This is a genomic window from Psychrobacter sp. Ps3 (assembly GCF_022129275.1).
Classification (GTDB): Bacteria; Pseudomonadota; Gammaproteobacteria; order Pseudomonadales; family Moraxellaceae; genus Psychrobacter; species Psychrobacter submarinus.
Map to the genome: position 1 here is coordinate 1 of NZ_JADQAL010000035.1, position 22217 is coordinate 22217.

Genomic DNA, 22217 nt, shown 5'->3' on the forward strand with positions numbered 1-22217 from the left:
AATTTTAACGACGACTAGAACACAGCTTTGATTAACTAGTAGCGATCAGCAGTGCATATTTGTGAATGTTCAACACGCCCTAATGAACAATAACTCATAGATAATAATAAGGAGCCGAATATGGCAAATCAAACGAGAATTATAAAAGTCGACGGTATGACTTGTGAGAAGTGTGTAGATAGTGTGCATGGCGCTACCGTTGGTATGGATGGCGTTATCAGTATCGCGGTTGATTTAGCAGATAATCAGGCTACGGTTACTTTTGATGACGCAAAAACTAGTGCAGAAAAAATCGCCACTGCCATCGACGATGCAGGGTTTGATGCCAGCGTCGCTAATTCATAAGTATCCCTTTAATTGCTAGCAGAACCAGTTATTTTAAATGACTGGTTTTTTTTGTAGCTCACTGTTTTATAGCTCGAATCAAATCGCTGTAAGCGCTTGGTGCTAAACGACTGACAGCACTCAACCGCTCAATGTCACTTGAAAACCGTCTGTGAAGCCTAATCTTATAACTACTATAATATACTTATTCTTTAATTATTGCTAAATGAGTGCTCCCATGACTGATTATTCCTGCACCGCTACTGACGAATCTTACGAAGTAGATACTGATATTCAGGACAATACGGCCTTGCAGCCAGAGCGCGCGCATCTACAGCTAGCGATTGACGGCATGTCGTGTCAGGCCTGCGCTTCTAGGATCGAGAAGGTGCTGAATAAAAAGGATGAGGTTTATAAGGTCAATGTCAACTTTGCCGGCGAGACGGCAAACGTTGATTATAATCCTGAACAAACTACGCCTGAGCAAATCGCAGAATGGGTCAATAAGACTGGCTTTGTCGCCAATTTACAGGCAGGCGATAGCTTATTTGCCAAAACTGATGAAGATACCGCGACTAAATGGCCTTGGCGCTTAATTGCCCTTTGGGTTTGCTTGGTGCCTTTTTTGGTCGGTATGGCAGGTATGCTAACCGGCCAAGGTATGGCGTGGATGCCGCCGGTTTGGATACAGTTCATACTCGCAACTATAGTCCAGTTTGGTTTAGCGCTGCCGTTTTATAGTAGCGCTTGGGCCTCGATCAAAGGCGGTTTGGCTAATATGGATGTACTTGTGGTCATCGGCACCTTGGCCATTTGGGGCTACTCCACTTATCTATGGCTGACGCACGGCGATGGTACGTTAAATAGTTTACTACAAAGCGGACATGCTAGCGGTCATGGCGCGGAGAGTCTAGGCGTTTATTTTGAAGCGGGGGTGATGGTCATCGCCTTTGTGCGCACCGGCAAATATCTAGAAGAGCGTACCAAAAAGCACAGCTTGAATAGCATTGATTTACTGCTATCTTTGACACCAGATGAGGTTGAGCTACAGCAGGCGGATGGCAGTTTTCAAGCGCTGCCGCTAGCTGAGGTGAAGATGGGCGATATCTTACGCGCCAAACAAGGCAGCCGCGTTGCTACCGATGGCACAGTGATTGAGGGCAGCGGCTGGTGTGAGGAGAGTCATCTAACAGGCGAATCGGTACCAATAAAAAAAGAAGTGGGTGATGAGCTGTTAGCAGGGGCCTTGGTCGAGAACGGCAGTTTATTATACCGAGTTGGTGCTAAAGGCCGTGATACCAAGCTTGGCGACATGGTACAAGCGCTGAGCGATGCGCAGGGCTCCAAAGCAGATTTGGCTCGCCTTGCTGATAGAGTGACCGCTATCTTTGTGCCGGTGGTGATAGCTATTGCTATTATTACCTTTGCCATCACTTGGTGGCTGACAGGGATGGTCGATACGGCGCTTATGCATGCGGTGTCGGTATTAGTAATTGCTTGCCCTTGTGCGCTAGGGCTGGCAACGCCTGCCGCGATTATGGCGGGCATGGGAGTAGCAGCAAGGCATGGCGTCTGGTTCAAAGATGCGCAAAGTCTTGAGGCGGCAGGTCATATCGACACTGTCGTACTTGATAAGACAGGGACGTTAACCCTTGGAAAACCGGCTATCGTTGATCAGATGATGGTCGATAAATCGATAGCTGCCGACGATGTATTACAGCTTGCCGCTAGCGTTGAGGCACATGCTAGCCATCCGCTAGCGACGGCGCTCATCAATGAGGCGAGCGCACGCCAATTACAGCTCATGCCCGTAACAGATATAAATGTAGTCAAAGGCGCAGGTATTCAGGCGACTATCGAAGGTTTAGGGATAGTCAAAGTCGGTATCGCTGAGTTTGCGAGTTTAAAGCTGCCTAGACTGATGCCAAAAGTTTGGCAAATTGCCAGTACGGTCGCCGTGAGTATCAATGATGAGCCGCTCGGCGCTTTTGCCTTAGCAGATGATCTAAAAGCAGATACCCCGCAAGCGATTAGTGCCCTACAAGAGGCCGGACTCAAAGTCATCTTAATGAGTGGCGACAAGCAATCAGTGGTTGATCATGTGGCTTGGCAGCTGGGTATTGATGAGGCTTATGGTCGCATGAGCCCGCGAGATAAGGCCAGTCAAATTGCTAAATTACAAACCGCAGGCCACAAGGTTGCGATGGCAGGCGATGGGGTGAATGACGCTCCTGCTATGGCAACCGCTGATGCAAGCTTCGCCATGTTTGAGGGTACAGATGTCGCGCAGCACAGTGCTTCCGCGCGCTTGATGGGTGAGTCCTTGATGCACATCGATGCGGCGCAAAAAATTGCCAGCGCCACACTGCGTAACATCAAACAAAATCTATTCTTTGCTTTTATCTATAACTGCCTAGGTATTCCGCTTGCAGCTTTCGGTTTTTTAAATCCTATGATTGCAGCGGCAGCGATGGCGCTAAGCTCTATCTCTGTATTAATGAACGCGCTACGCTTAACGCGGTTTAAAACCCAAGTCGAGCTGGATGACACAACACGGGTTTCAAGTCCTAAAAAACTAGCTGAAGCTAAATAAAGTGCCAGAAAATTTAATCGAATTTATGCTATGATGCCAACTATCAAAGCTCATTATACTTTCCCTTTTTTATCCCACACACTTGGCATGACCAAAGGAATTCACAGACATTATGTACGCTGAAGAAATCACTAACGTTACGGCAATTAAAGACATTCGCGCTCGTGAGATTTTAGACTCACGGGGTAATCCAACGATAGAGGCGGATGTTATCTTAGCTGATGGCACTATAGGCCGCGCCGCCGCGCCAAGTGGTGCCTCAACAGGCTCTCGCGAAGCGCTTGAGCTACGAGATGCTGATAAGGATCGCTACTTAGGTAAAGGCGTCAAAAAAGCCGTCGCTAACGTCAACAGCCAAATCCGCAGCGCGCTGATGGATAAAGACGTCACAGAGCAGCAAAAGATCGATGATGCGATGATTGCGCTTGACGGTACTGAAAATAAAGAAAGCCTAGGCGCTAATGCTATGCTAGCGGTGTCTTTAGCAACTGCTAAAGCTGCGGCAAAATCACAAAGCCTACCGCTACATCAATACATCGCCAATCTGCGTAACCAGACTTCTTTGACGATGCCAGTACCGATGATGAATATCCTAAATGGTGGTGAGCATGCCGATAATACCGTCGATATTCAGGAGTTTATGATTGAGCCGGTAGGTTTTTCAAGCTTCTCAGAAGCACTGCGCGCGGGTACAGAGATCTTCCATAGCCTAAAATCAGTATTAAAATCACAAGGCTTAAATACTGCCGTTGGTGACGAAGGCGGCTTTGCTCCTAATTTGCGCAGCAACGAAGAAGCCATTACCGTTATTATGCAAGCGATTGAGCAAGTCGGCTATAAGGCGGGCGATGATATTCACTTAGCGCTTGATTGCGCTGCTAGTGAGTTCTATAAAGACGGTAAATATATCTTGGCAGGCGAGGGTAATAAGACTTTTGATAGCCAAGGCTTCTCTGATTATCTGGTCAATCTAGCGCGTCAATACCCGATTATCTCTATCGAAGATGGCCTTGATGAGTCAGATTGGGACGGCTGGAAATATCTCACTGAACAAATCGGTGACAAAGTACAATTGGTGGGTGATGACTTGTTTGTCACCAACCCTGCTATCTTGCAAGAAGGTATCGATAAACATATCGCCAATGCTATCTTGATTAAGTTCAATCAAATTGGTACGTTATCTGAGACGTTAGATGCTATCTATATGGCTAAAAACAACGGCTACGCGACTATCATCTCGCATCGTTCAGGTGAGACCGAAGACAGCACCATCGCTGATCTAGCGGTCGGTACAGCTGCCGGCCAGATTAAAACTGGCTCATTATGCCGCTCAGATCGCGTTGCGAAATATAACCAACTCTTGCGTATCGAGCAGCAGGTTCGAGCCAGCTATCGCGGCGCTGATGAGTTCATAGGCCTGCGCGGTTAACACTGCTTGGTCGCTAAACGGTCTTTTTCTACTGGGTTAGAAAGAGACCTTTTATTATCATAATGTGAAGCTCTTTTATGAAGTATTTTAGTCAATTCATGCTCTTAGCTTTAGCCATTGCTGTACTCTTAGGGCTACAGTATCAGTATTGGCTCGGTGAAAATGGCCGCGTTGCTAGCAAGCAGCTGTTGGCGCAGATCGAAGAGCAGCAGCAATCTAATGACAATCAGATAGCGGCTAATGAGCTGCTGCGCACTGATGTCCATGATTTGAAGACAGGTCTAGAAGCCGTAGAAGAGCACGCGCGCTTAGACTTAGGACTAATTAAGCCTAATGAAACCTTCGTTCAGATATCTACCGCTCCTACGACCCATACTCGCTATAATCCATAATTATCAGAAAACAAAGCTACTTTCAGCTGATATTTGCATCTCCACCTTCTCACCCTTTTAAATATCGATGATAGCCCTATCATGAATACTACTCCGAACATACACGCTATGATTGTCGCGGCCGGTCGCGGCAGCCGTTTTGGCGCAGCCATTGCCAAGCAGTACACGAAAATCAACGGGCAAACGTTATTGCAGCATAGCGTGACTCGGCTAGCCTCTAGTGGTTATATAGACCACTGTTATCTTGTCATCGCAGCCGACGATGAAGTGGCCTCTACCTTGACGTATACGCTACCGATGAATTATGTCGTAGGCGGAGCAGAGCGTTGGCAATCGGTGCGTGCTGGCGTCAGCGCTATTCTGGGTAGTGGCGCTGATAAAAGCGATCTCGTCTTAATCCACGATGCCGCCCGTCCAGCTGTGCCTACTGAGGACATCGATAGTGTTATTATAGCCGCTATGTCTGAACCTTATGGCGCGATCTTAGCGGCTCCCGTCGCTGATACCTTGAAGCTATCTACAGCGCTACCTGCAAAGCAGCTCGATGATCATAATGACGATTGTACTAATGATAACGATTATATAAAAACTACCGTTAACCGTCAGCACATGTGGCAAGCACAGACGCCGCAGGTCTTTCGCGTCGGGGAGCTGAGCCGCCTACTAGACTATATTGACGAACATCAGTTACATATCACTGATGAAGCGAGCGCCTTTGAGTATTTAGAGTTACCTATCCGCTTAGTAACGGGTAGTCGCCAAAATATAAAATTAACCTTTCCTGATGACGCAATAGTACTAGCTGCTATTTTAACTGCTCAAGTATCCTCAAGATAGAATAAACAAAAGTTCTTAAATATAGTAAAAGATAGTTATTTTGAATAGTAATAAAATATATTTATATTTCAAAAATAATACGTCTAAAGCAGCTAAATTAGACAATAACCTTTTCCCTCTCAGAGCCAGTAGTCCGCTCCTCTTTTCTTTTATCTTCAAAAACTATCAAAATCCTCTCAATTACAATTATTTAGCGCTTACAGCAGAGTTTGTTTGCTTTGTTGACCATAAGAGCCTATGATGTAACTAAGTTTATACAATTACACTAAAAAAATTATAATATATATAATAGAGCATTACAGTCCTAATTAATCTTGCTATGATTTTACAATCATAAATACAGGCATTTGTTTATTAGTAGACTGGTCACTCAATTATAGGTTTATACCATAATAAGGAGAATCTAATTGTCAAAGCTCAATGCAGTAAGACGCTCAGACACAACTGATCTCTACCAATTCATCTATATTAGTCGTGTTACTTCTATAGGGCTATCTGGCGCGAGTACCCTCAACGATATTGCTGAAGTCTCAATTGCATATAATAAAGCTGAAAATATCTCGGGTATTCTTTGCTATGGCAATGGCTATTTTTTTCAGTATATCGAAGGCTCAGAGCAGGCTTTAACGAATCTCAAAAACCGTATCTTAAAAGACAATAGACACAAGGATATACAGACTTTAGCGTTTTCGGCCATTACTGAGCGCCGTTTTACTGGCTGGTCGTTACGCTCAATCATCCTTGAGCGTTGGATGCTTAAAGATCCTAAAGTAAAAGAATTTCTACCGTTCAAACCTTATGATTGGGATTCTAATGATTGGGCGAAGTTTTTAGAAATCCTACAAGGCTACTACGAATATCAAGAAATAGAGGACAAAATCGACACTCAGCCTATTAAGTATAGTGCATTAGGTGTCACTTTAAATAAGGTTGTCGGCCAGCATCAAGCCTTTTTCCTTATTCAAAGCGTATTAGGGATACTGATTGTTTTGGCTTTATTATGGTTTATGTTGTCAGATAAGCTATAAAGATAATATCTAAAATTTCATAACCTAGTCTAATAACACTCTTATAAAATCAGCTAACGTCGCGCGTTGGCTGGTTTTTTTGCTTTAAGCTTTAGAATTTAATAGCTTTTGTGAGTACTGAGCTGCTGACCATTGAGAATTGCATGGTACTTGGACTAAAGGGGCACTTAGACTCAGAATAGAAAGGATATTAATTTTTAAGCATAAAAAAACCTTCAAAATCTAATAGACTTTGAAGGTTTCAAAAATGCTTATTACTAAAAATAAGTATTTTAAAATGTGGCGTCCCCAGGGGGATTCGAACCCCCGTTACCGCCGTGAAAGGGCGGTGTCCTAGGCCTCTAGACGATGGGGACTAGGTCATACGCTTCAGCTGCTTTCACCGTTTATGCTGAAGTGGTGCACATTTTAATAGCGTCTGTGCTTACTGTCAAGCTTTTTTCTACGTTTTTTGAGGGTTAAATATCTTTTTTTTAGTGCTCGGCGAGGATGTAGATTATTCTTCTTTAAATGATGGCGAATCCATAAAGAAGTACAAGCACTAATCGTTATTGCCAAAATCATATAACCTAGAATAGTCGCCCATAATTTTGTTTGTGGGTCCATAGCAAAATCCTTTTAATGGCCTCTGTTACTCATCATACGCATAATTGCGTCTGACGAGCAAGCGAAGTCAGCTAAAGATTACAAATGCTGTTCAACCCCTTGTAGCAGTTTTATTAGCCTTCTGGCTCATTGGTAGCGTCTAGTTTGTCGTCTGGCTCTGGTTCTGGCGTATCAGTATGCAAGGCGTTAGCGAGCATCGGATAGCTGTTGAGAATATGACAAAAAAGCTCAGCAGTCTTTTGCGTATCATAAAGCGCTGAGTGAGCGTCATTACCATCGAACTCCAATCCTGCAGCCTTACACGCACGTGCCAGCACGGTCTGGCCAAAAGCTAGAGCCGATAAAGTAACCGTATCAAAGACTGAAAACTGATGAAAAGAGCTGTGGTTTTTGCTATTGGTACGTAGTACCGCAGCGTTTAAGAACCCTAAATCAAAATGAGCATTATGGCCGACCAAGACGCATTGACGGCACTCTTGCTCACGGCGTACTTCTTTGAGCGCTTTAAAAATACGACGCAGCGCTGTCTTCTCATCTTCAGCGATGGCTTTACGCATAGGATTATTAGGATCAATACCAGTAAACGCTAAAGCTTTGGGCTCTAGATTCGCGCCTGCAAATGGCTCAATATGCGCGTTTAATGCTTCTCCTAAATAGAATACTCCCTCGTCATTTAGTAAAATTGGAATACAAGCAATCTCAAGCAGGGCATCGGTTTGAGCGTTGAAGCCTGCGGTTTCGACATCGACGACAACAGGCATAAACTTACGAAAACGCTCTTTTAGAGTCATCGGTGCCGGTGACTCGATGGCCTCTAGATCTGCTGCAGGAATGCTGCTTTTATTCTTATTTGCTGTACTCATTGAGTTTTCGGTGGACGAAGTTATCTCGCTTTGCATAGTCATAATCATCTAAAATTTTTTTATCATCGGTGAGGAGGCCGTTTTGCGGCGGCTTAATGAGCTGCGCGGGTTGGCGCAGCTTGAGGGTAGCTGGTCTATTCGTTAGGCTTTGATAGACCAAGGTAGTGTTTCACCGGCCATCAGCGGGGTGAGGGTAGAGCCATCGAAGTAAGGATAAGCGCTTGGGACTTGCATCGGAGTCTTAGTCAAAGTGACTGTCTCAGAGTTCAGCTCTAACCCATAGAACTGAGCGCCAAAGCGACTGGCGAAGCCTTCGAGTTTATCAATCTTACCAACGCTATCAAAAGCTGTGGCATATAAAGCTAGCGCCACCTCTGAGCTATAGCAACCAGCGCAGCCGCACGCAGCTTCTTTTTTATGAGTGGCATGCGGGGCAGAGTCGGTACCCAAAAAGAATTTTGGATTACCGCTTGTGGCGACATCTAATAATACTTTTTGATGGCTTTCGCGCTTTAAGATGGGCAGACAGTATAGGTGTGGTCTGATACCGCCTACTAACAGATGGTTGCGATTGAGCATCAAATGCTGCGGAGTAATGGTTGCGGCGACATGATTGCCTTGTGACAATACAAAGTCCGCGGCGTCGCTGGTCGTGATATGCTCCATGACGATCTTCAGGGTCGGGAACTTACCAATGATTTGCCCCATGACCTCTTCTAGAAAGCGTTTTTCTCGATCAAAGATGTCGACATGGTCATGAGTGACTTCGCCATGAATGAGCAGCGGTAAGTTGTGCTTTTCCATAGCTTCAAAGATATCAGCGCGAGCATTAATATCGGTGACGCCATCAGCTGAGTTGGTCGTAGCGCCAGCCGGATAGAGCTTGACTGCTTGTACGATGCCGGACTGAGCGGCAGCTTCGATATCTTGTACGCTCGTCTGATCGGTCATATACAGAGTCATACGTGGATCAAAGGCAGCTTTACGCTCCTTTGGAATGTCGCTGATTTGTAGCTGCTGCAAGATACGCTCACGGTAAGCGCGCGCATCATTAGTGTTTTTGACAGGAGGAACGAGGTTTGGCATACAGATAACGCGGTTGAAGCTGGACGCTGCATGCGGCACTGTCGTCGCAAGCGCCTGATCATCACGTAAATGAAGATGCCAGTCATCTGGTTGCAGGATGGTTAACTCTGTAATCGAATCAGTAATAGGAATCATAGCGCTCAATAGGTTAATTGATGAGACAAAAGGCGTAAAAATGCTCTGATAAAACCACATTTATTGTTTTGCTATCATAACAGGTTTACTGACTTGACTGAATATGTGGCTGCACATCTCTACATAATTATTGGCAAAGGCAGACGAACTGGGGACTGCTTAGCCTGATGATTTAAGCTGCGCGCGCTGTTAGTCTTTTGCCTATAGCAAATATGATGTACACTGGAGATGGAATCTATTTTTGACTCAGTTTTCATCTTTGTTCGTGTTTTTTAATCGTTTTTATTATTTATCACTAATTATATTTACTTATCACTCATTATACTGACAGGAGTTATTTATGGCGCAACTTGATCCAAAGAATATCAATAAAATCGTCTTAGCCTATTCAGGTGGTCTTGATACGTCCATCATTGCCAAATGGCTGCAAGAAACCTATGATGCAGAAGTCATCACCTTTACCGCCGATATCGGTCAAGGCGAAGAAGTTGAGCCTGCGCGTGCCAAAGCTGAAGCTATGGGCATCAAAGATATCTATATCGAAGACTTGCGTGAAGAGTTCGCTCGTGATTATGTTTATCCAATGTTCCGCGCTAATGCCATCTACGAAGGCGAGTACTTACTTGGCACGTCTATCGCTCGTCCGCTTATCGCCAAGCGTTTGGTTGAGATTGCTAAAGAACACGATGCTGATGCCATTAGTCACGGCGCCACTGGTAAAGGCAATGATCAAGTGCGTTTTGAGCTAGGCGCGGTCGCTTTGTCTCCTGATATTGTCACTATCGCGCCTTGGCGTGAGTGGGATTTATCAAGCCGTGAGAGCTTGATGAAATATGCTGAAGAGCATGATATCGCAATCGATTACGCTGGTAATAAGAAAAAATCTCCATACTCTATGGACGCAAACTTACTGCATATCTCCTATGAAGGCGGTATATTAGAAGATCCATACATGGAAGCAGAAGAGGATATGTGGCGCTGGTCAGTGAGCCCAGAAGAGGCACCTGATGAGCCGCAATATCTAGAGCTTGAATACAAAAAAGGCGATCTCGTTACTATTGATGGCGAAGCGCTCAAGCCTTATGAGGTGATGATTAAGCTCAATGAGCTTGGCGGCAAACATGGCATTGGTCGTTTAGATATCGTTGAAAACCGTTACGTCGGTATGAAGTCGCGTGGCTGCTATGAGACGCCAGCTGGTACTATCATGCTAAAAGCGCATCGCGGCATTGAGTCTTTGACACTAGATCGGGAAGCGGCACATCTAAAAGATGAGATCATGCCACGCTATGCCAAGATTATCTATAACGGTTATTGGTTCAGCCCTGAGCGTCTTATGCTACAGGAGCTTATCGACAAGTCGCAAGAGTATGTCAACGGTATGGTACGTGTGAAGCTGTACAAAGGCTGCGTGAGCGTCGTTGGCCGTAAATCAGATGATTCACTATTTGACGAAAAGATCGCCACTTTTGAAGATGACGCGGGTGCTTATGACCAAAAAGACGCTGAAGGTTTCATTCGTCTAAACGGTCTACGTTTAGCGATCGAAGCCAGTCGCGGTCGCGATCTATCTAAATAAAACGACCCAATGGTATTTTTAGACTTATAATAAAAAACAGAGACTGATAGTCTCTGTTTTTTTTATGCAAAAAGGCTTTTATCGCTAGAGTTATTTAGCTTCCTCTTCGTCATCGACCTTTACAATAGCGACGTCCTGTTGCTCGCGCTCTTCGGCTTTATCATGTTCTATGACCGCTTCAGTTGCGGTTATTGCTCCGCTTGATTGTTGTGATTGGTATTTCAGGGCAGCCAAAGCACTGAGCGCGCCGATGACCAAAACAATAATCAGAATAACGGGGTTTTTCCAAAGCGGCGCGGCAGGCTCGTACTCAATCGGCGTCTCGCTCGTAGTGGCAGGTGTGTTATCGCTATTGCCACCGATCAACGCTAAGCTGACTAATGGCGCATTCGGCGGATTGATAGGCTCAGAGGCAATGCGCAGACGGCGACGATTCAGATAGATATCAGAGATTTTAGCCAACTGTAGCAGCCAGCGCTGATGCGGCACACTGATATTAGGCATCTGGGTAAAGACGAGCAAATCATTATGCCGACCTTGTTGCACATTCTCAGGCGAGCGGCCTATTACTTTTAAATAATTGGACGTCGCTTGCTGCATATCTTGCCCAGAAGCAACCAGATTAGGCGCAAATTTTGTCAGCTCGTACCAGTAAGGGTCAAACGCTGGTGGTCTGATATCAAGTGCTTGCGAATCTGTTTGTTCGCTGTTAGCACTCTCAGCGTTTGTCATTTCAGTCTCTGTTACTTTAGCGCTTAGCGCTTCCGGGTTTGTAGCCTTGGATAACTCACTATCTGCAGGTTTCGTTGGAGACCTAGCGCTTGTCAGCACTTGAGTGTCAGCATGGCTGTTAATACCCGCTGCTGAGTCTGCTGCAAAACGCTGCTTGGTTAAGAATTGCGGCTGTAGCGCGAACCATTTATCCAACTCTTCATTATCTAATTGACTATACTCTGTCAAAATAACCAACTCGCGCAATACAATAATAGTTAAAGTACCGAGAAGGACTTTGACTTGCGCGGCGCTCGCATCGACCTGATCGGCAATATAATCACAAGCCTTATTGACACGAGTACTATCAATGAATAAAGTCTCAGTGACATCTTGACGGTGATAAAGCGTGGCACTTAACGTCGCAAAATTCATCGCATTATACTGGCGTAGCTCTTTAACTGCTGCTCGTGAGAACAGCTTTTTATTCACCGCTTGCGCTTGGTGGCGCTGCTGGTAGGCTAACAAAGCTGCAAGGATGGCCTGTATGCCGCTATTGACGGCTATACGGGTTTGCGGTAGTGAGAGAGTGGCAGTATCAGCCAATAAAGAAGTCAGAGGCTGAATATCTTGATACAAAAAATCATACATCGACACGCGTGTCGGTGAAATAGTAGTCATAATCTGCTAGCATCAAAAAGTGTTTATATATCTTACGGTGCAAGTCATGCGGATACAATCCCCTAATATTAGAAAATTTTAGGGGTTTTTTATGTTGTTGATAGCGCTAATAATTTTATTTGGATCTATATATGAAAAATACCGATACGCCCAAGACAGCAGTGCTCATTAACATCGAAGCGCAGACATTGATTATCTGTAATCATGGGGTGGCGAGCTCTTCTTATCCTATCTCAACTGCCAAAAACGGTATCGGTAGCCAACAAGATAGTGGCTGCACGCCGCTTGGTCGTCATGTTATTGCCCAAAAAATTGGTGACGATGCACCTATAAATACGGTGTTTGTCGGACGCGTTGCTACTGGTGAGGTATATGACGCAGAGTTGGGGCGTCTACAGCCAAAGCGAGATTGGATCTTGAGCCGTATTTTATGGCTTAAAGGCTTAGAGGAGGGCATCAATAAAGGCAGTAACGAGCAAGGCGGCTGCGATACTTATCAGCGCTATATTTATATTCACGGCACGCCTGATAGTGAACCGATGGGTGTACCACTCTCGCATGGCTGCGTACGCATGCGAAACACCGATATCATCGAGTTATTTGCGCAAGTAGAAGAGGGCACGCCCGTCACGCTTATAAAGGGTTAGCATGAGAGCGTGCCTTTTTAGGGTTAAATGGCTTTAAGGTATAAAACTTAGGCTCTTCTATCTATAACCATTTAGGAAATCAGAGTTCTACCAAAAGCTCGCTGCATCTTGCAGCTTAGTCAAACGTTTTTTGCAGCGTTTAGTATCAGGTTCTAGCTGCGCGGCAAACCATCCGGCGCCATATAGAGCTTGCGTGTCAGTGTGAGATTTTTGCTGATAATAATGCTGATATTGTTGATGGTCTAAATACTCCCCAAGCGCTCGCTGCGTTTTTGTTATACGTTTTAGCCAACGTTTGCTTTTTTTCTTTGAGTATAGAGGAGCGGCAAACTCACTGAGATAGCGCATTTTTTTGAGATGTTTACGCAGTTGGTGCGCTTTTTCATGGATAGCAGCGCTTTGATCAGTATCATCAGTAGACGCCTCCAAAATGATATCTTCAAGATCATACTCAGCCTTAAGCAGCTTAATATGCTGGTTGGAGAGTCTTTTTGCTAATTTATCTTGCGCACATTTATGGGCTCTTGGCTCTTGAGTAGCATCACTCATAGTAAAGGCGATAAGCTCAAGCAAAGTCAGCTGGAAGTCATTAGCACGAACGGCGTCGATGGGTGTTATTTTCATGTTGTCGATATCAGCACTCCAATCGACGCTAGGCGCACCAGCATGCTGTAGTATTGGCTCTATATCAGTGACTAAATAAGCGAGCTGACGATAGTCGCCTAGAAGAGTCGCTGTTTGTTTTAGGATAGGTAGCCATTCAGGATTGAGCTGTTCGGAGAATTTTTTGAAGCTCTTTAGGGCAGTACGTAATCGTTGTATGCCTATACGTAGCTGTAGCACATGCTCGTTGTCGTTGCTGCCAGCGGCGATGGCACTACTATTAGGCAGTATTTGTAATAGACAATTATGAACGACTGCACGCATGAACGCCGGCATGCTACTGTCTGCATCGATGCTCAGTGCGCCTAGATTGGCGTGCACGGCAGGGCTAAAGTCTTGCTCATTGAGAAGTAGGCTGCCACGCTCAGCTTTAGTGACTGTTGATAGACACAGCTTATAGCGTTTGCACCATACTTTTGCCGTAGTGAATAAAAAGTCTAGATTGCCTGAGACCAGCTCAAACTCTATCTCTTGTATGTCCTGTACTTTTGAGTTATCTGTTCCATGAATAATTTGACCCTGATCATAAGCCACCTCAATGGTACTTACCGTACTTTCCTCTGCGCTGTTCTTTTTATCAGCGACTACTTTTTCTTTATCTACTAATAAGCGAGTGGTGCGCTCGATATCAGTGATGTATTGACGAGTTAGTTTTTTGTTGATTTTTTTGAGTTTAAAGTCTGCAAGAGCTGGAGCAATAGCGGTTTCTTTATATATAGATAAATCCGGCAACAAGCTATCCGTCTCTAGCATCGTCTGCACCAGCTCACCATCTAGAGTCATATTGTGCTCTAGACGCGCGGCAATGCCATCGCCGCCAGCTTTGATAGTCTGCACCCATTCATCACCCTCTAAGCGAATACGCAGTCCTATACCACTTTTGGCAAGCTCTTGCTTGGGCGTATCAAAATAATGAGCGGACATCATTGTCGTCTGTGAGGATTTTACTTTTGCTTGACGCATAAGACCTTTTAGACGCGCTTGCGGCACTAAGAACTTCAATTCAATCTCTTGCACGATGATGTCTCCTATCGTTCTAATAATAGTTATGTTATTTCTATACTTATACTATCTCTATACTTATGTTATATCTACATCCTATGAAAGCTGACAGTGAATGACAAGTAAAGTTTTGCTTGAGACTAGAGTCGAGGTAGTGATAGCTTCCGTTAGCTTTATATCTATTATTTTTACTTGGCATGCCCAAGGATCATTATAAAAGTAAGCTGGCACAGATGCAGTACTACGATAACCGTATCGACCACCGACAAAATGCCATAGGTAAAATATAGTCATAAAAAAAGCCACCCTACAGTGTGTAGAGTGGCTTTTATTTAAGCTTATATGGCTATGAGTAGTTCATAGTATATAGCTTGAGATTAGCCGAACTGGTTCATAGTGTTTTTGCCACCACCAGCTTTTAGCGCGTTATCACCTGAGAAGATCTCTTTATGATCATCGCCAAGGTCAGAACCGGCCATTGCTTGGTGCTTCACGCATGAGATGCCTTCACGGATCTCTTTACGCTGTACGCCAGCAGCATATGCAAGCATACCTTCATCACCGAAGTAACCTTTGGCTAGCTCATGCACACTTAGAGCAGTGGTGTGATAAGTAGGTAGCGTGATTAAGTGATGGAAGACACCAGCTTCACGTGAGGCGTCACGCTGGAAGTTCTTGGCAGCTTCGTCAGCAGCTTGATCAAGCTCAGTACCATCATAGTCGCTGCTCATTAAGTCATCTTTGTTGTACTTAGAGATGTCTTTGCCTTCTTCTTCCCACTTAGCGATGATTTGCTTACGGAAGTTCAGCGTCCAGTTGAACGATGGGCTGTTGTTGTATACAAGCTTCGCTTTTGGCTGTTGCTCTTTGATACGATCTACCATCATTTTGATGTGTGCTACGTCTGGAGTCGGCGTTTCGATCCATAGTAGGTCAGCACCGTTTTCAAGCGCAGTCACACAGTCAAGCACAACGCGATCGATGTTAGTGTCTTCGCGGAAGCTATATAAGCCGTTTGGCATACGTACTGGACGTACTAGTTTGCCGTTATGCTTAAGTAGGCTATCGTTCTCATTTGCGTCTTCAATGCTTATTTCTTCCATTTCTAGGAAGTCGATGTATTTAGAAGCAAGATCGCCTGGCTCTTCTGATACTGGGATCTTTTGAGTAAGTGATGCGCCTTCACTATCAGTACGGGCAACGATAACGCCGTCTTCAACGCCGAGCTCTAAGAAAGCGTAACGAATAGCGTTAAGCTTAGCGATATAGTCTTCATGCGGTACGGTTACTTTACCCGCTTGGTGACCACACTGCTTAGCGTCAGATACTTGGTTTTCGACCTGAATAGCACAAGCACCGGCTTCGATCATTTGCTTAGTTAGCAAGTAAGTCGCTTCTTCGTTACCGAAACCGGCATCGATATCAGCGATGATTGGCACAACGTGTGAGTCGAAGTTTTCGATTTTCTCTAAGATAGCTTTAGTGTCTTGACCTGCTTCTTCAGCAGCGTTTAGCTCACGGAAGTAATCGTTTAGTACTTTAGCATCGGCTTGACGTAAGAACGTGTAGATCTCTTCGATAAGCTTAGGTACTGACGTTTTTTCGTGCATTGATTGGTCAGGTAGAGGACCGAACTCAGAGCGTAGAGCAGCGACCATCCAGCCAGATAGGTAGATATAAGTCTTTGAAGTGGTACCGAAGTATTTTTTCTTCGCGTACATCGTTTGCTGTGCAACAAAACCGTGCCAAGCGCCTAAAGACTGAGTATACTGAGACGTATCATTGTCGTAATCCGCCATATCTTGACGCATGATTTTAGCGGTGTACTTTGCGATATCTAAACCAGTTTTGAAACGGTTTTGAATCATCATACGGGCTGCATCAGTTTCGCTGATATTTTGCCAGTTGCCGTGCTTTTGCTTTAATTCACGTACTAAATCGATAGCTGACTTATAGGTTGTTGACATTTACTGTCTCCTTGGTGGGGTGGAAAAAACGAGGTAAAATAAGAGCTTATCGCAAGTAATATCATACCGGACTATAGTTGCGATTGAATTACGACTACTTTGATACTGATTGATTAATTACTACTAAATGCCTGTCTTGTTGGCCTATAAATGACTTAATAGTAAAGCCGGCATTGGTCTTCTTAAAATATGAGGACTATTACCCTAAACAAACCTACTTCAAAATACAAGGTATTTGATTTAAATTATTGACAAAAAAAGAGTCAATCAATCATCAACAAGTAGCGATAAGGCGATAGCGCAGAAGCTACTTGTTATTCATCAGAGATGTTACAATATTCGCCAGTAACACGGCTTAGAGCGGGCTTGCGAGTTAAGCGTTGAGTCTTACTATAGTCAGTTTAGTGTAATTTATCTAATTTATGATAGTTATCTTTGGTATTTACTATAAGTATAGTATAATAAAATCAGTAAGTTATAAATAAATATATTGAGCTAGCTCGGTCACTAAATGATTTTTAGATAAGCATTGAGTACATTGTAGTTTTTAGGTCGTTTGAGAACAGTAGAGCCGTCTATCGTCAGTATTTAAAATCGTCAGTATTTAAAAATAGTAATTATGCAGCTATTAACGCTAAGTGACATTTATTATAAAGCGAAGAGAAACACATATGAATTTGCAGCGGGTTGATTTAAATTTATTGGTACATTTAGATGTATTGCTTCGAGAAAAGAATGTCACACGCGCCGCTGAGCAATTGGGTATAACTCAGCCTGCTATGAGTAACATCTTGCGTCGCCTGCGTAAGCTATTTAATGATCCGCTATTGGTGCGCTCTTCTGAGGGCATGACACCGACTGAGCGCGCGCTTGAGCTGCAGCCGCGTATTCGTGAGATACTCGCTGATTTGACACAAGTGCTTGAGCCGCGTACTGAGTTTCGTCCTTATAGCACCTCCCGTGTTTTTCGGATTATGACCTCCGACTATGCAGAGGCGACTTTGGTTCCTAAACTGGTTAAGGCTCTGCGCTCTGAGGCGCCCAATGTTATTTTGGACTTTTTAACCCCATCAGATGTGTCCTATCGTGATATGGAGCAAGGGCGAGTCGATCTGGCGATTAACCGCTTTAATGAGATACCGCAAAGCTTTCACCAAGTACTAGTATGGCGCGATACTTTTAGCTGCCTACTATCTGCCGATAGCCCTTATGTCAATCGCTTCAATCTTAAAAACTACCTCAAAGGTCAGCATGTTTGGGTATCCAAGACAGGTATGGGTGTTGGGTTTGGGGTCAATCCAGAAAAATCGGGCGGCCTTGGCTCCATTGATCAAGCCTTGCAGCGCTTAGGGCAAAAACGTCAGATAAGCGTCTTTACTCGTCATTATCAGATGCCAGCGATGCTCGCTGCTAATAAGGATTTGATTGCGACACTGCCAACGCGAGTTGCACGCATGCAAGCGACCAATGATAGTATCGTCATGAAAGAGCCCCCTTTTTTCATTCCTGAATTTGAGCTGACGATGGCATGGTCACCACTACTGCAGCATCACCCAGCGCATCGCTGGTTGCGACAACTGATTATGCATGTCGCTCGGCAAGTCGTGGCAGACGAAGAGGATCAACAGCAAGATATTCCAGTGATTACTCAGTTGTTCTAATGAGATAAGCTGTTTTATTACCTAATAGCCATCTGCCGTTACAGTACTATGGAAGTGCTATTAAAGTGCTTTCAAGGCCAATTCGCATATTGGTCTTTTTTATGCGTATCATTGCATTACAGACGAATTATGCTACTGATTAGCCCGCTGATAGTTTAGGTCTACTTAATAGATTTTATTAAGCAGGCCTTTATATTTCAGTCACATTGTTAACATAAAAATTACACTTCATTATATCTTGTAAAATTACGCTGCCAATTATTTGTTATTATAAAATCATCCATTAGATAAGGTTTGAGGGTTTGACTTCTATAGTCTTAATTTTGAAAAAGACTTAACTAAGAAGTAGCTTTCTAGACCATCCTATAATCGATTAACGTTCATTGGCTGATATAGAGTTTTTAGCTAAGAATATTTCTAGACCGCGACAACAAAATAAGGATAGTGAATCATGGCAGATATTACTACTGTGAACCCAACAACGGGCGAAGATATTAAAGAATATAACTATATGACTAATGATGAGGTCAACAAAATCGTTGATGCCTCACATGAAGCTTTTCTCGAATGGCGTAAAAAGAGTCACGAAGAGCGTGCTAAAGTCATTAAGTCTATTGGCGATACGCTAGTGAAGTATAAGGAAGAGTTGTCAAAACTGATGACTGAAGAGCGTGGTAAGCTTTATGACCAAAGTTTGAGTGAAGTAGATCTATGTAAAGGGATTTGTGACTATACTGCCGAAAAAGGGGTCACTGCATTAGCTGACGATGAGCGCGATATCGAAAATATGAAAAAAGGCATTGTCACTTATCAGCCCATTGGTGTTATCTACGGTATGCAGCCATGGAACTTTCCAGCATACCAAGTCTTTCGCTATGCCATTGCTAATTTGATGGCCGGTAACAGTGTTTTATTAAAGCATGCTGCCAATGTGACAGGCTCTGGATTATTAATAGAGAAAATCTTCCATGAGTCCGATCTACCAAATGATCTATTCCGTACGATCTTGATCGATCATGATCAATCAGAAAAGCTTATCGGTAATGATAAAGTGCGCGGTGTTACGCTCACTGGTAGTGATGGTGCAGGTAAGATCGTTGGTCAACAAGCGGCTAAAGTCCTCAAAAAAGTCGTACTAGAGCTTGGCTCGAATGATGCCTTTATTGTACTCGAAGACGCTGATTTGGACCTTGCTGTAGAGACTTGTACGCAAGCACGTTTAATCAATAATGGTGAAACTTGTGTTGCAGCGAAGCGTTTTATCGTTGTTGATAGCTTATATGATGAGTTCCGTGATCGTATTGTTGAGACGTTCTCGAATAGCAAAGCTGGTGATCCTATGGATGACAGCTCTGATATCGGTCCATTAGCACGTAAAGACTTGCAAGAGAAGTTACACGAGCAAGTTGAAGAAAGTGTTAAAAAAGGCGCGACAATTTCAGTCGGCGGTAAATTACCTGAAGGTAAAGGTAACTTTTATCCCGCTACGATTTTGGAAAATGTCTCCGAGGGACAACCAGCCTATGATGATGAGTTATTTGGCCCAGTCGCTTCATTGATTCGAGCAAAAGATCAAGATGATGCCATGCGCATTGCTAATGATAGCCGTTATGGTTTAGGCGGCGCTATCTTCTCTAAAGACGAAGATAAAGCCATCCGTTTAGCAAGAGAGCAGTTTGATACGGGTATGGTCTATATCAATGGCTACGGTCTGGCAAATCCAGCACTACCGTTCGGCGGCGTAAAAAACTCAGGTCATGGCCGTGAACATGGTGGCTTTGGTATTAAAGAGTTTGTAAATATCAAAGGTTTGCATGTTCATAGTAACTAAGAGCACAGACAAATTTTATAGCTAAAACAACTTAGCGCTAGATAAAATGAAGCCCAGTCATTCATATATAGAGTGACTGGGCTTTTTTATGTGTCATTATTTCTAATTGAGAAATCTTAAGATAGAGCTTGCATTTACTGGTCGATGTGCAATGTTAACGGTAGCGCTGGCAAGTAATTAGCATCATCTGATGAATCGGTATTGAGTGTTAATACGCCTTTAGCCAACAGCAAAATCGTCCAAGGCAGCAGTTGATGTTCAAGCTTTTGTACTCGTACTTGTAAGCTATCAGCCGTGTCCTTCAAATTGACTTCCAGTAGCGCTTGAGTCAACACAGCACCCGCATCAAGCTCAGCGGTGACCACATGGATACTACAGCCATGATGACGCTCGCCTGCCTGAATCACTCTTTGATGAGTATCGAGTCCTTTATAGGCAGGAAGCAATGAGGGATGTAAGTTAATCATTGGCGCGATAGCATGATGAATAAAATTGCTACTCAGCACCCGCATAAAGCCAGCTAATACAATCAAGTCAGGTTGCCAGTCTTGTAGCTGCGCAGATGCATGCGTCTCAAAAGTCTTAATACCCATGCGTTTGCCACTTGCCACATGGGACAATACCACGACTGGGATATCGGCATCTGTTGCACGCGTGATTGCATAAGCATCCTCGCGATTGCTGATAACGCCAACTATCTCTATCGGTAGCTCGCCTGCCTGCATAGCATCTATTAAGACTTGTAAGTTGCTACCACTACCTGAGACGAGTACGGCTACTCGTAATGGCTCACTGATGGATGAGGCGCGGCTTTTTAACGAAGTGCTAGACATTAACGATAGACCACAGCGTCAGCTTCGCGGCTGACCATTTCGCCGATTTGCCAAGCTTGTTCACCATTGTCGTTTAAGATCTCAATAGCTTTATCAGCCTGCTGTTCTGGCACCACAATCACAAAACCAACACCACAGTTAAAGGTACGATACATCTCAGCCTGACTAATATTGCCCTCAGTTTGTAGCCAGTTAAACAGCTCTGAGAATTGCCAGCTAGTAGTATCGATACTAGCAGCAAGATGATCTGGTAATACACGTGGTAAATTATCAGTCAGACCACCGCCGGTGATATGTGACATTGCGTGCAGCGCTGAGCTACCAAGCGTGTCTTGCAGCGCTTTGATCGCTTTGACATAGATACGAGTCGGCGCCATCAGCGCATCTGCGATAGGCTGGTCATCAAGGGTCTCATCGCTAGTAGTGACATCAACACCGCTGACTTCGATGACTTTACGCACTAGCGAGTAGCCATTGGAATGAGCGCCACTTGAGGCTAGGGCAATGAGCACATCGCCCTCGCTGACGTTTTTGCCGGTGATGACTTCTGCCTCTTCTACAACGCCGACACAGAAGCCTGCGAGATCATAATCTTCGTCTTGATACATACCTGGCATCTCAGCAGTCTCGCCACCGATAAGAGCACAGTTAGCAAGCTTACAGCCCTCGCCAATGCCGCTGACGACTGTAGCTGCGGTATCTACATCGAGCTTGCCGGTTGCGTAATAGTCCAAGAAGAATAACGGCTCAGCCCCGCATACGAGTAGATCGTTTACGCACATAGCGACTAGATCAATACCAATCGTATCGTGACGATCAAGCTGTAGTGCCAGCTTGAGCTTAGTGCCGACGCCGTCGGTACCTGAGACGAGTAGTGGTGAAGTGTAGCCAGTAGGGATACGGCAGAGGGCACCAAAACCACCAAGCCCGCCAACTACTTCAGGACGGGTAGTGGCTTTTGCCACGGACTTGATACGTTGGACTAACGCATCACCAGCATCGATATCAACGCCAGCATCTTTGTAGCTTAAAGAAGGCTTGTCACTCATAGTCATCTCACAATTGGGGTATGGAACTAAATAAGATAAAACAATTTTTGTGTGCGCATTATACCCAATAATAGCTCACCCTCGCAAAGCAACTTGCTAATATTGTCTATAAAAGCCTTATATTTCTTATAAAACAGCAATAAGTGCTGAAAGAGTGGTCGATACAAAAATCTCACCGCTTTTTATGATTACTTTGCGATAATGTCAGTCTTACTCTTTAGAAGTTACTAAAAAAACTCTCATCATTAGACTGCTTAGCTTTTATCGCTTATAAGCGCATTAACCATCCCTTATTTATAG

General features: G+C 44.3%; 18 protein-coding genes and 1 tRNA gene. 10 read left to right on the forward strand and 9 right to left on the reverse strand.

Annotated elements, in window-relative coordinates:
- The first annotated feature begins 120 nt into the window (after window positions 1-120).
- The 6 genes from I3248_RS10010 to I3248_RS10035 all read left to right on the forward strand — a co-directional run bounded on the left by I3248_RS10010 (window position 121) and on the right by I3248_RS10035 (window position 6603).
- The gene (locus I3248_RS10010) at window positions 121-345 is read left to right on the forward strand and encodes a heavy metal-associated domain-containing protein (protein ID WP_201559353.1); all 225 of its coding nucleotides are present in this window, start codon (window positions 121-123) and stop codon (window positions 343-345) included.
- A 217-nt stretch (window positions 346-562) separates the two neighbouring features.
- A complete protein-coding gene (locus I3248_RS10015) occupies window positions 563-2917 on the forward strand; it encodes a cation-translocating P-type ATPase (RefSeq protein WP_238063558.1) in 2355 nt (784 codons plus the stop codon).
- 112 nt (window positions 2918-3029) lie between these two features.
- On the forward strand, window positions 3030-4346 hold the full coding sequence (gene eno, locus I3248_RS10020) for a phosphopyruvate hydratase (protein WP_238063560.1): 1317 nt from the start codon (window positions 3030-3032) through the stop codon (window positions 4344-4346).
- Window positions 4347-4423: 77 nt separating this feature from the next.
- Window positions 4424-4738: a septum formation initiator family protein gene (locus I3248_RS10025; protein ID WP_025643876.1), complete on the forward strand. Its 315-nt coding sequence runs from the start codon at window positions 4424-4426 to the stop codon at window positions 4736-4738.
- A gap of 81 nt (window positions 4739-4819) precedes the next feature.
- Window positions 4820-5575 carry a 2-C-methyl-D-erythritol 4-phosphate cytidylyltransferase gene (gene ispD / locus I3248_RS10030; protein WP_238063561.1) on the forward strand — a complete coding sequence of 252 codons (756 nt, stop codon included), beginning with the start codon at window positions 4820-4822 and terminating at the stop codon, window positions 5573-5575.
- A 407-nt stretch (window positions 5576-5982) separates the two neighbouring features.
- Entirely contained in the window at window positions 5983-6603 is a 621-nt protein-coding gene (locus I3248_RS10035; protein WP_238063562.1) for a BLUF domain-containing protein, read from the forward strand.
- Between the two features lie 280 nt (window positions 6604-6883).
- Here I3248_RS10035 and I3248_RS10040 read toward each other — a convergent pair.
- From I3248_RS10040 to pyrC, 4 genes are all read right to left on the reverse strand, one after another.
- Window positions 6884-6959 (reverse strand) — tRNA-Glu (locus I3248_RS10040).
- 52 nt (window positions 6960-7011) lie between these two features.
- Window positions 7012-7209, reverse strand: coding sequence for a hypothetical protein (locus I3248_RS10045; protein ID WP_025643870.1), 198 nt, complete (start codon window positions 7207-7209; stop codon window positions 7012-7014).
- A gap of 113 nt (window positions 7210-7322) precedes the next feature.
- Window positions 7323-8000: a ribonuclease T gene (gene rnt / locus I3248_RS10050; RefSeq protein ID WP_238063576.1), complete on the reverse strand. Its 678-nt coding sequence runs from the start codon at window positions 7998-8000 to the stop codon at window positions 7323-7325.
- Window positions 8001-8213: 213 nt separating this feature from the next.
- A complete protein-coding gene (pyrC, locus tag I3248_RS10055; protein ID WP_201559281.1) occupies window positions 8214-9293 on the reverse strand; it encodes a dihydroorotase in 1080 nt (359 codons plus the stop codon).
- Window positions 9294-9633: 340 nt separating this feature from the next.
- On the opposite strand from pyrC, the gene I3248_RS10060 reads away from it, so the two are divergent.
- Complete coding sequence (locus tag I3248_RS10060) at window positions 9634-10872, forward strand: argininosuccinate synthase (RefSeq protein ID WP_238063563.1); 1239 nt, start codon at window positions 9634-9636, stop codon at window positions 10870-10872.
- Window positions 10873-10962: 90 nt separating this feature from the next.
- On the opposite strand, the gene I3248_RS10065 is transcribed toward I3248_RS10060, so the two are convergent.
- Entirely contained in the window at window positions 10963-12264 is a 1302-nt protein-coding gene (locus I3248_RS10065) for a hypothetical protein (protein WP_238063564.1), read from the reverse strand.
- Window positions 12265-12395: 131 nt separating this feature from the next.
- Here I3248_RS10065 and I3248_RS10070 point away from each other — a divergent pair, with 131 nt between their 5' ends.
- Window positions 12396-12911, forward strand: a complete 516-nt coding sequence (locus I3248_RS10070) for a L,D-transpeptidase (RefSeq protein WP_201610200.1) — start codon at window positions 12396-12398, stop codon at window positions 12909-12911.
- Window positions 12912-12998: 87 nt separating this feature from the next.
- Here I3248_RS10070 and I3248_RS10075 read toward each other — a convergent pair whose 3' ends face one another.
- On the reverse strand, window positions 12999-14591 hold the full coding sequence (locus I3248_RS10075; RefSeq protein WP_238063565.1) for a CYTH and CHAD domain-containing protein: 1593 nt from the start codon (window positions 14589-14591) through the stop codon (window positions 12999-13001).
- 362 nt (window positions 14592-14953) lie between these two features.
- Window positions 14954-16543: an isocitrate lyase gene (locus I3248_RS10080; RefSeq protein ID WP_238063566.1), complete on the reverse strand. Its 1590-nt coding sequence runs from the start codon at window positions 16541-16543 to the stop codon at window positions 14954-14956.
- Between the two features lie 671 nt (window positions 16544-17214).
- Here I3248_RS10080 and I3248_RS10085 point away from each other — a divergent pair.
- Window positions 17215-18204 (forward strand): LysR family transcriptional regulator, encoded by a 990-nt coding sequence (locus I3248_RS10085; RefSeq protein WP_025643854.1) that lies wholly within the window; start codon window positions 17215-17217, stop codon window positions 18202-18204.
- Between the two features lie 451 nt (window positions 18205-18655).
- Window positions 18656-20035 (forward strand): NAD-dependent succinate-semialdehyde dehydrogenase, encoded by a 1380-nt coding sequence (locus I3248_RS10090; protein WP_238063567.1) that lies wholly within the window; start codon window positions 18656-18658, stop codon window positions 20033-20035.
- Between the two features lie 134 nt (window positions 20036-20169).
- Here the strand turns inward: I3248_RS10090 and purN are convergent, their stop codons facing one another.
- Both purN and purM read right to left on the reverse strand, forming a co-directional pair.
- Window positions 20170-20868: a phosphoribosylglycinamide formyltransferase gene (purN, locus tag I3248_RS10095; RefSeq protein WP_051397450.1), complete on the reverse strand. Its 699-nt coding sequence runs from the start codon at window positions 20866-20868 to the stop codon at window positions 20170-20172.
- On the reverse strand, window positions 20868-21917 hold the full coding sequence (gene purM, locus I3248_RS10100; RefSeq protein WP_025643843.1) for a phosphoribosylformylglycinamidine cyclo-ligase: 1050 nt from the start codon (window positions 21915-21917) through the stop codon (window positions 20868-20870). The genes purN and purM overlap by 1 nt, the downstream gene beginning before the upstream one ends.
- Between the last annotated feature and the right edge of the window lie 300 nt (window positions 21918-22217).

Bases quoted from the DNA above. Each gene is read 5' to 3' on its own strand.
- I3248_RS10080 (WP_238063566.1), bottom strand. From the start codon at position 16,543: ATGTCAACAACCTATAAGTCAGCTATCGATTTAGTACGTGAATTAAAG.
- I3248_RS10060 (WP_238063563.1), top strand. From the start codon at position 9,634: ATGGCGCAACTTGATCCAAAGAATATCAATAAAATCGTCTTAGCCTAT.
- purM (WP_025643843.1), bottom strand. From the start codon at position 21,917: ATGAGTGACAAGCCTTCTTTAAGCTACAAAGATGCTGGCGTTGATATC.
- I3248_RS10070 (WP_201610200.1), top strand. From the start codon at position 12,396: ATGAAAAATACCGATACGCCCAAGACAGCAGTGCTCATTAACATCGAA.
- I3248_RS10065 (WP_238063564.1), bottom strand. From the start codon at position 12,264: ATGACTACTATTTCACCGACACGCGTGTCGATGTATGATTTTTTGTAT.
- I3248_RS10025 (WP_025643876.1), top strand. From the start codon at position 4,424: ATGAAGTATTTTAGTCAATTCATGCTCTTAGCTTTAGCCATTGCTGTA.
- I3248_RS10085 (WP_025643854.1), top strand. From the start codon at position 17,215: ATGAATTTGCAGCGGGTTGATTTAAATTTATTGGTACATTTAGATGTA.
- rnt (WP_238063576.1), bottom strand. From the start codon at position 8,000: ATGACTCTAAAAGAGCGTTTTCGTAAGTTTATGCCTGTTGTCGTCGAT.
- ispD (WP_238063561.1), top strand. From the start codon at position 4,820: ATGAATACTACTCCGAACATACACGCTATGATTGTCGCGGCCGGTCGC.
- pyrC (WP_201559281.1), bottom strand. From the start codon at position 9,293: ATGATTCCTATTACTGATTCGATTACAGAGTTAACCATCCTGCAACCA.
- I3248_RS10045 (WP_025643870.1), bottom strand. From the start codon at position 7,209: ATGGACCCACAAACAAAATTATGGGCGACTATTCTAGGTTATATGATT.
- I3248_RS10090 (WP_238063567.1), top strand. From the start codon at position 18,656: ATGGCAGATATTACTACTGTGAACCCAACAACGGGCGAAGATATTAAA.
- I3248_RS10015 (WP_238063558.1), top strand. From the start codon at position 563: ATGACTGATTATTCCTGCACCGCTACTGACGAATCTTACGAAGTAGAT.
- I3248_RS10010 (WP_201559353.1), top strand. From the start codon at position 121: ATGGCAAATCAAACGAGAATTATAAAAGTCGACGGTATGACTTGTGAG.
- purN (WP_051397450.1), bottom strand. From the start codon at position 20,868: ATGTCTAGCACTTCGTTAAAAAGCCGCGCCTCATCCATCAGTGAGCCA.
- eno (WP_238063560.1), top strand. From the start codon at position 3,030: ATGTACGCTGAAGAAATCACTAACGTTACGGCAATTAAAGACATTCGC.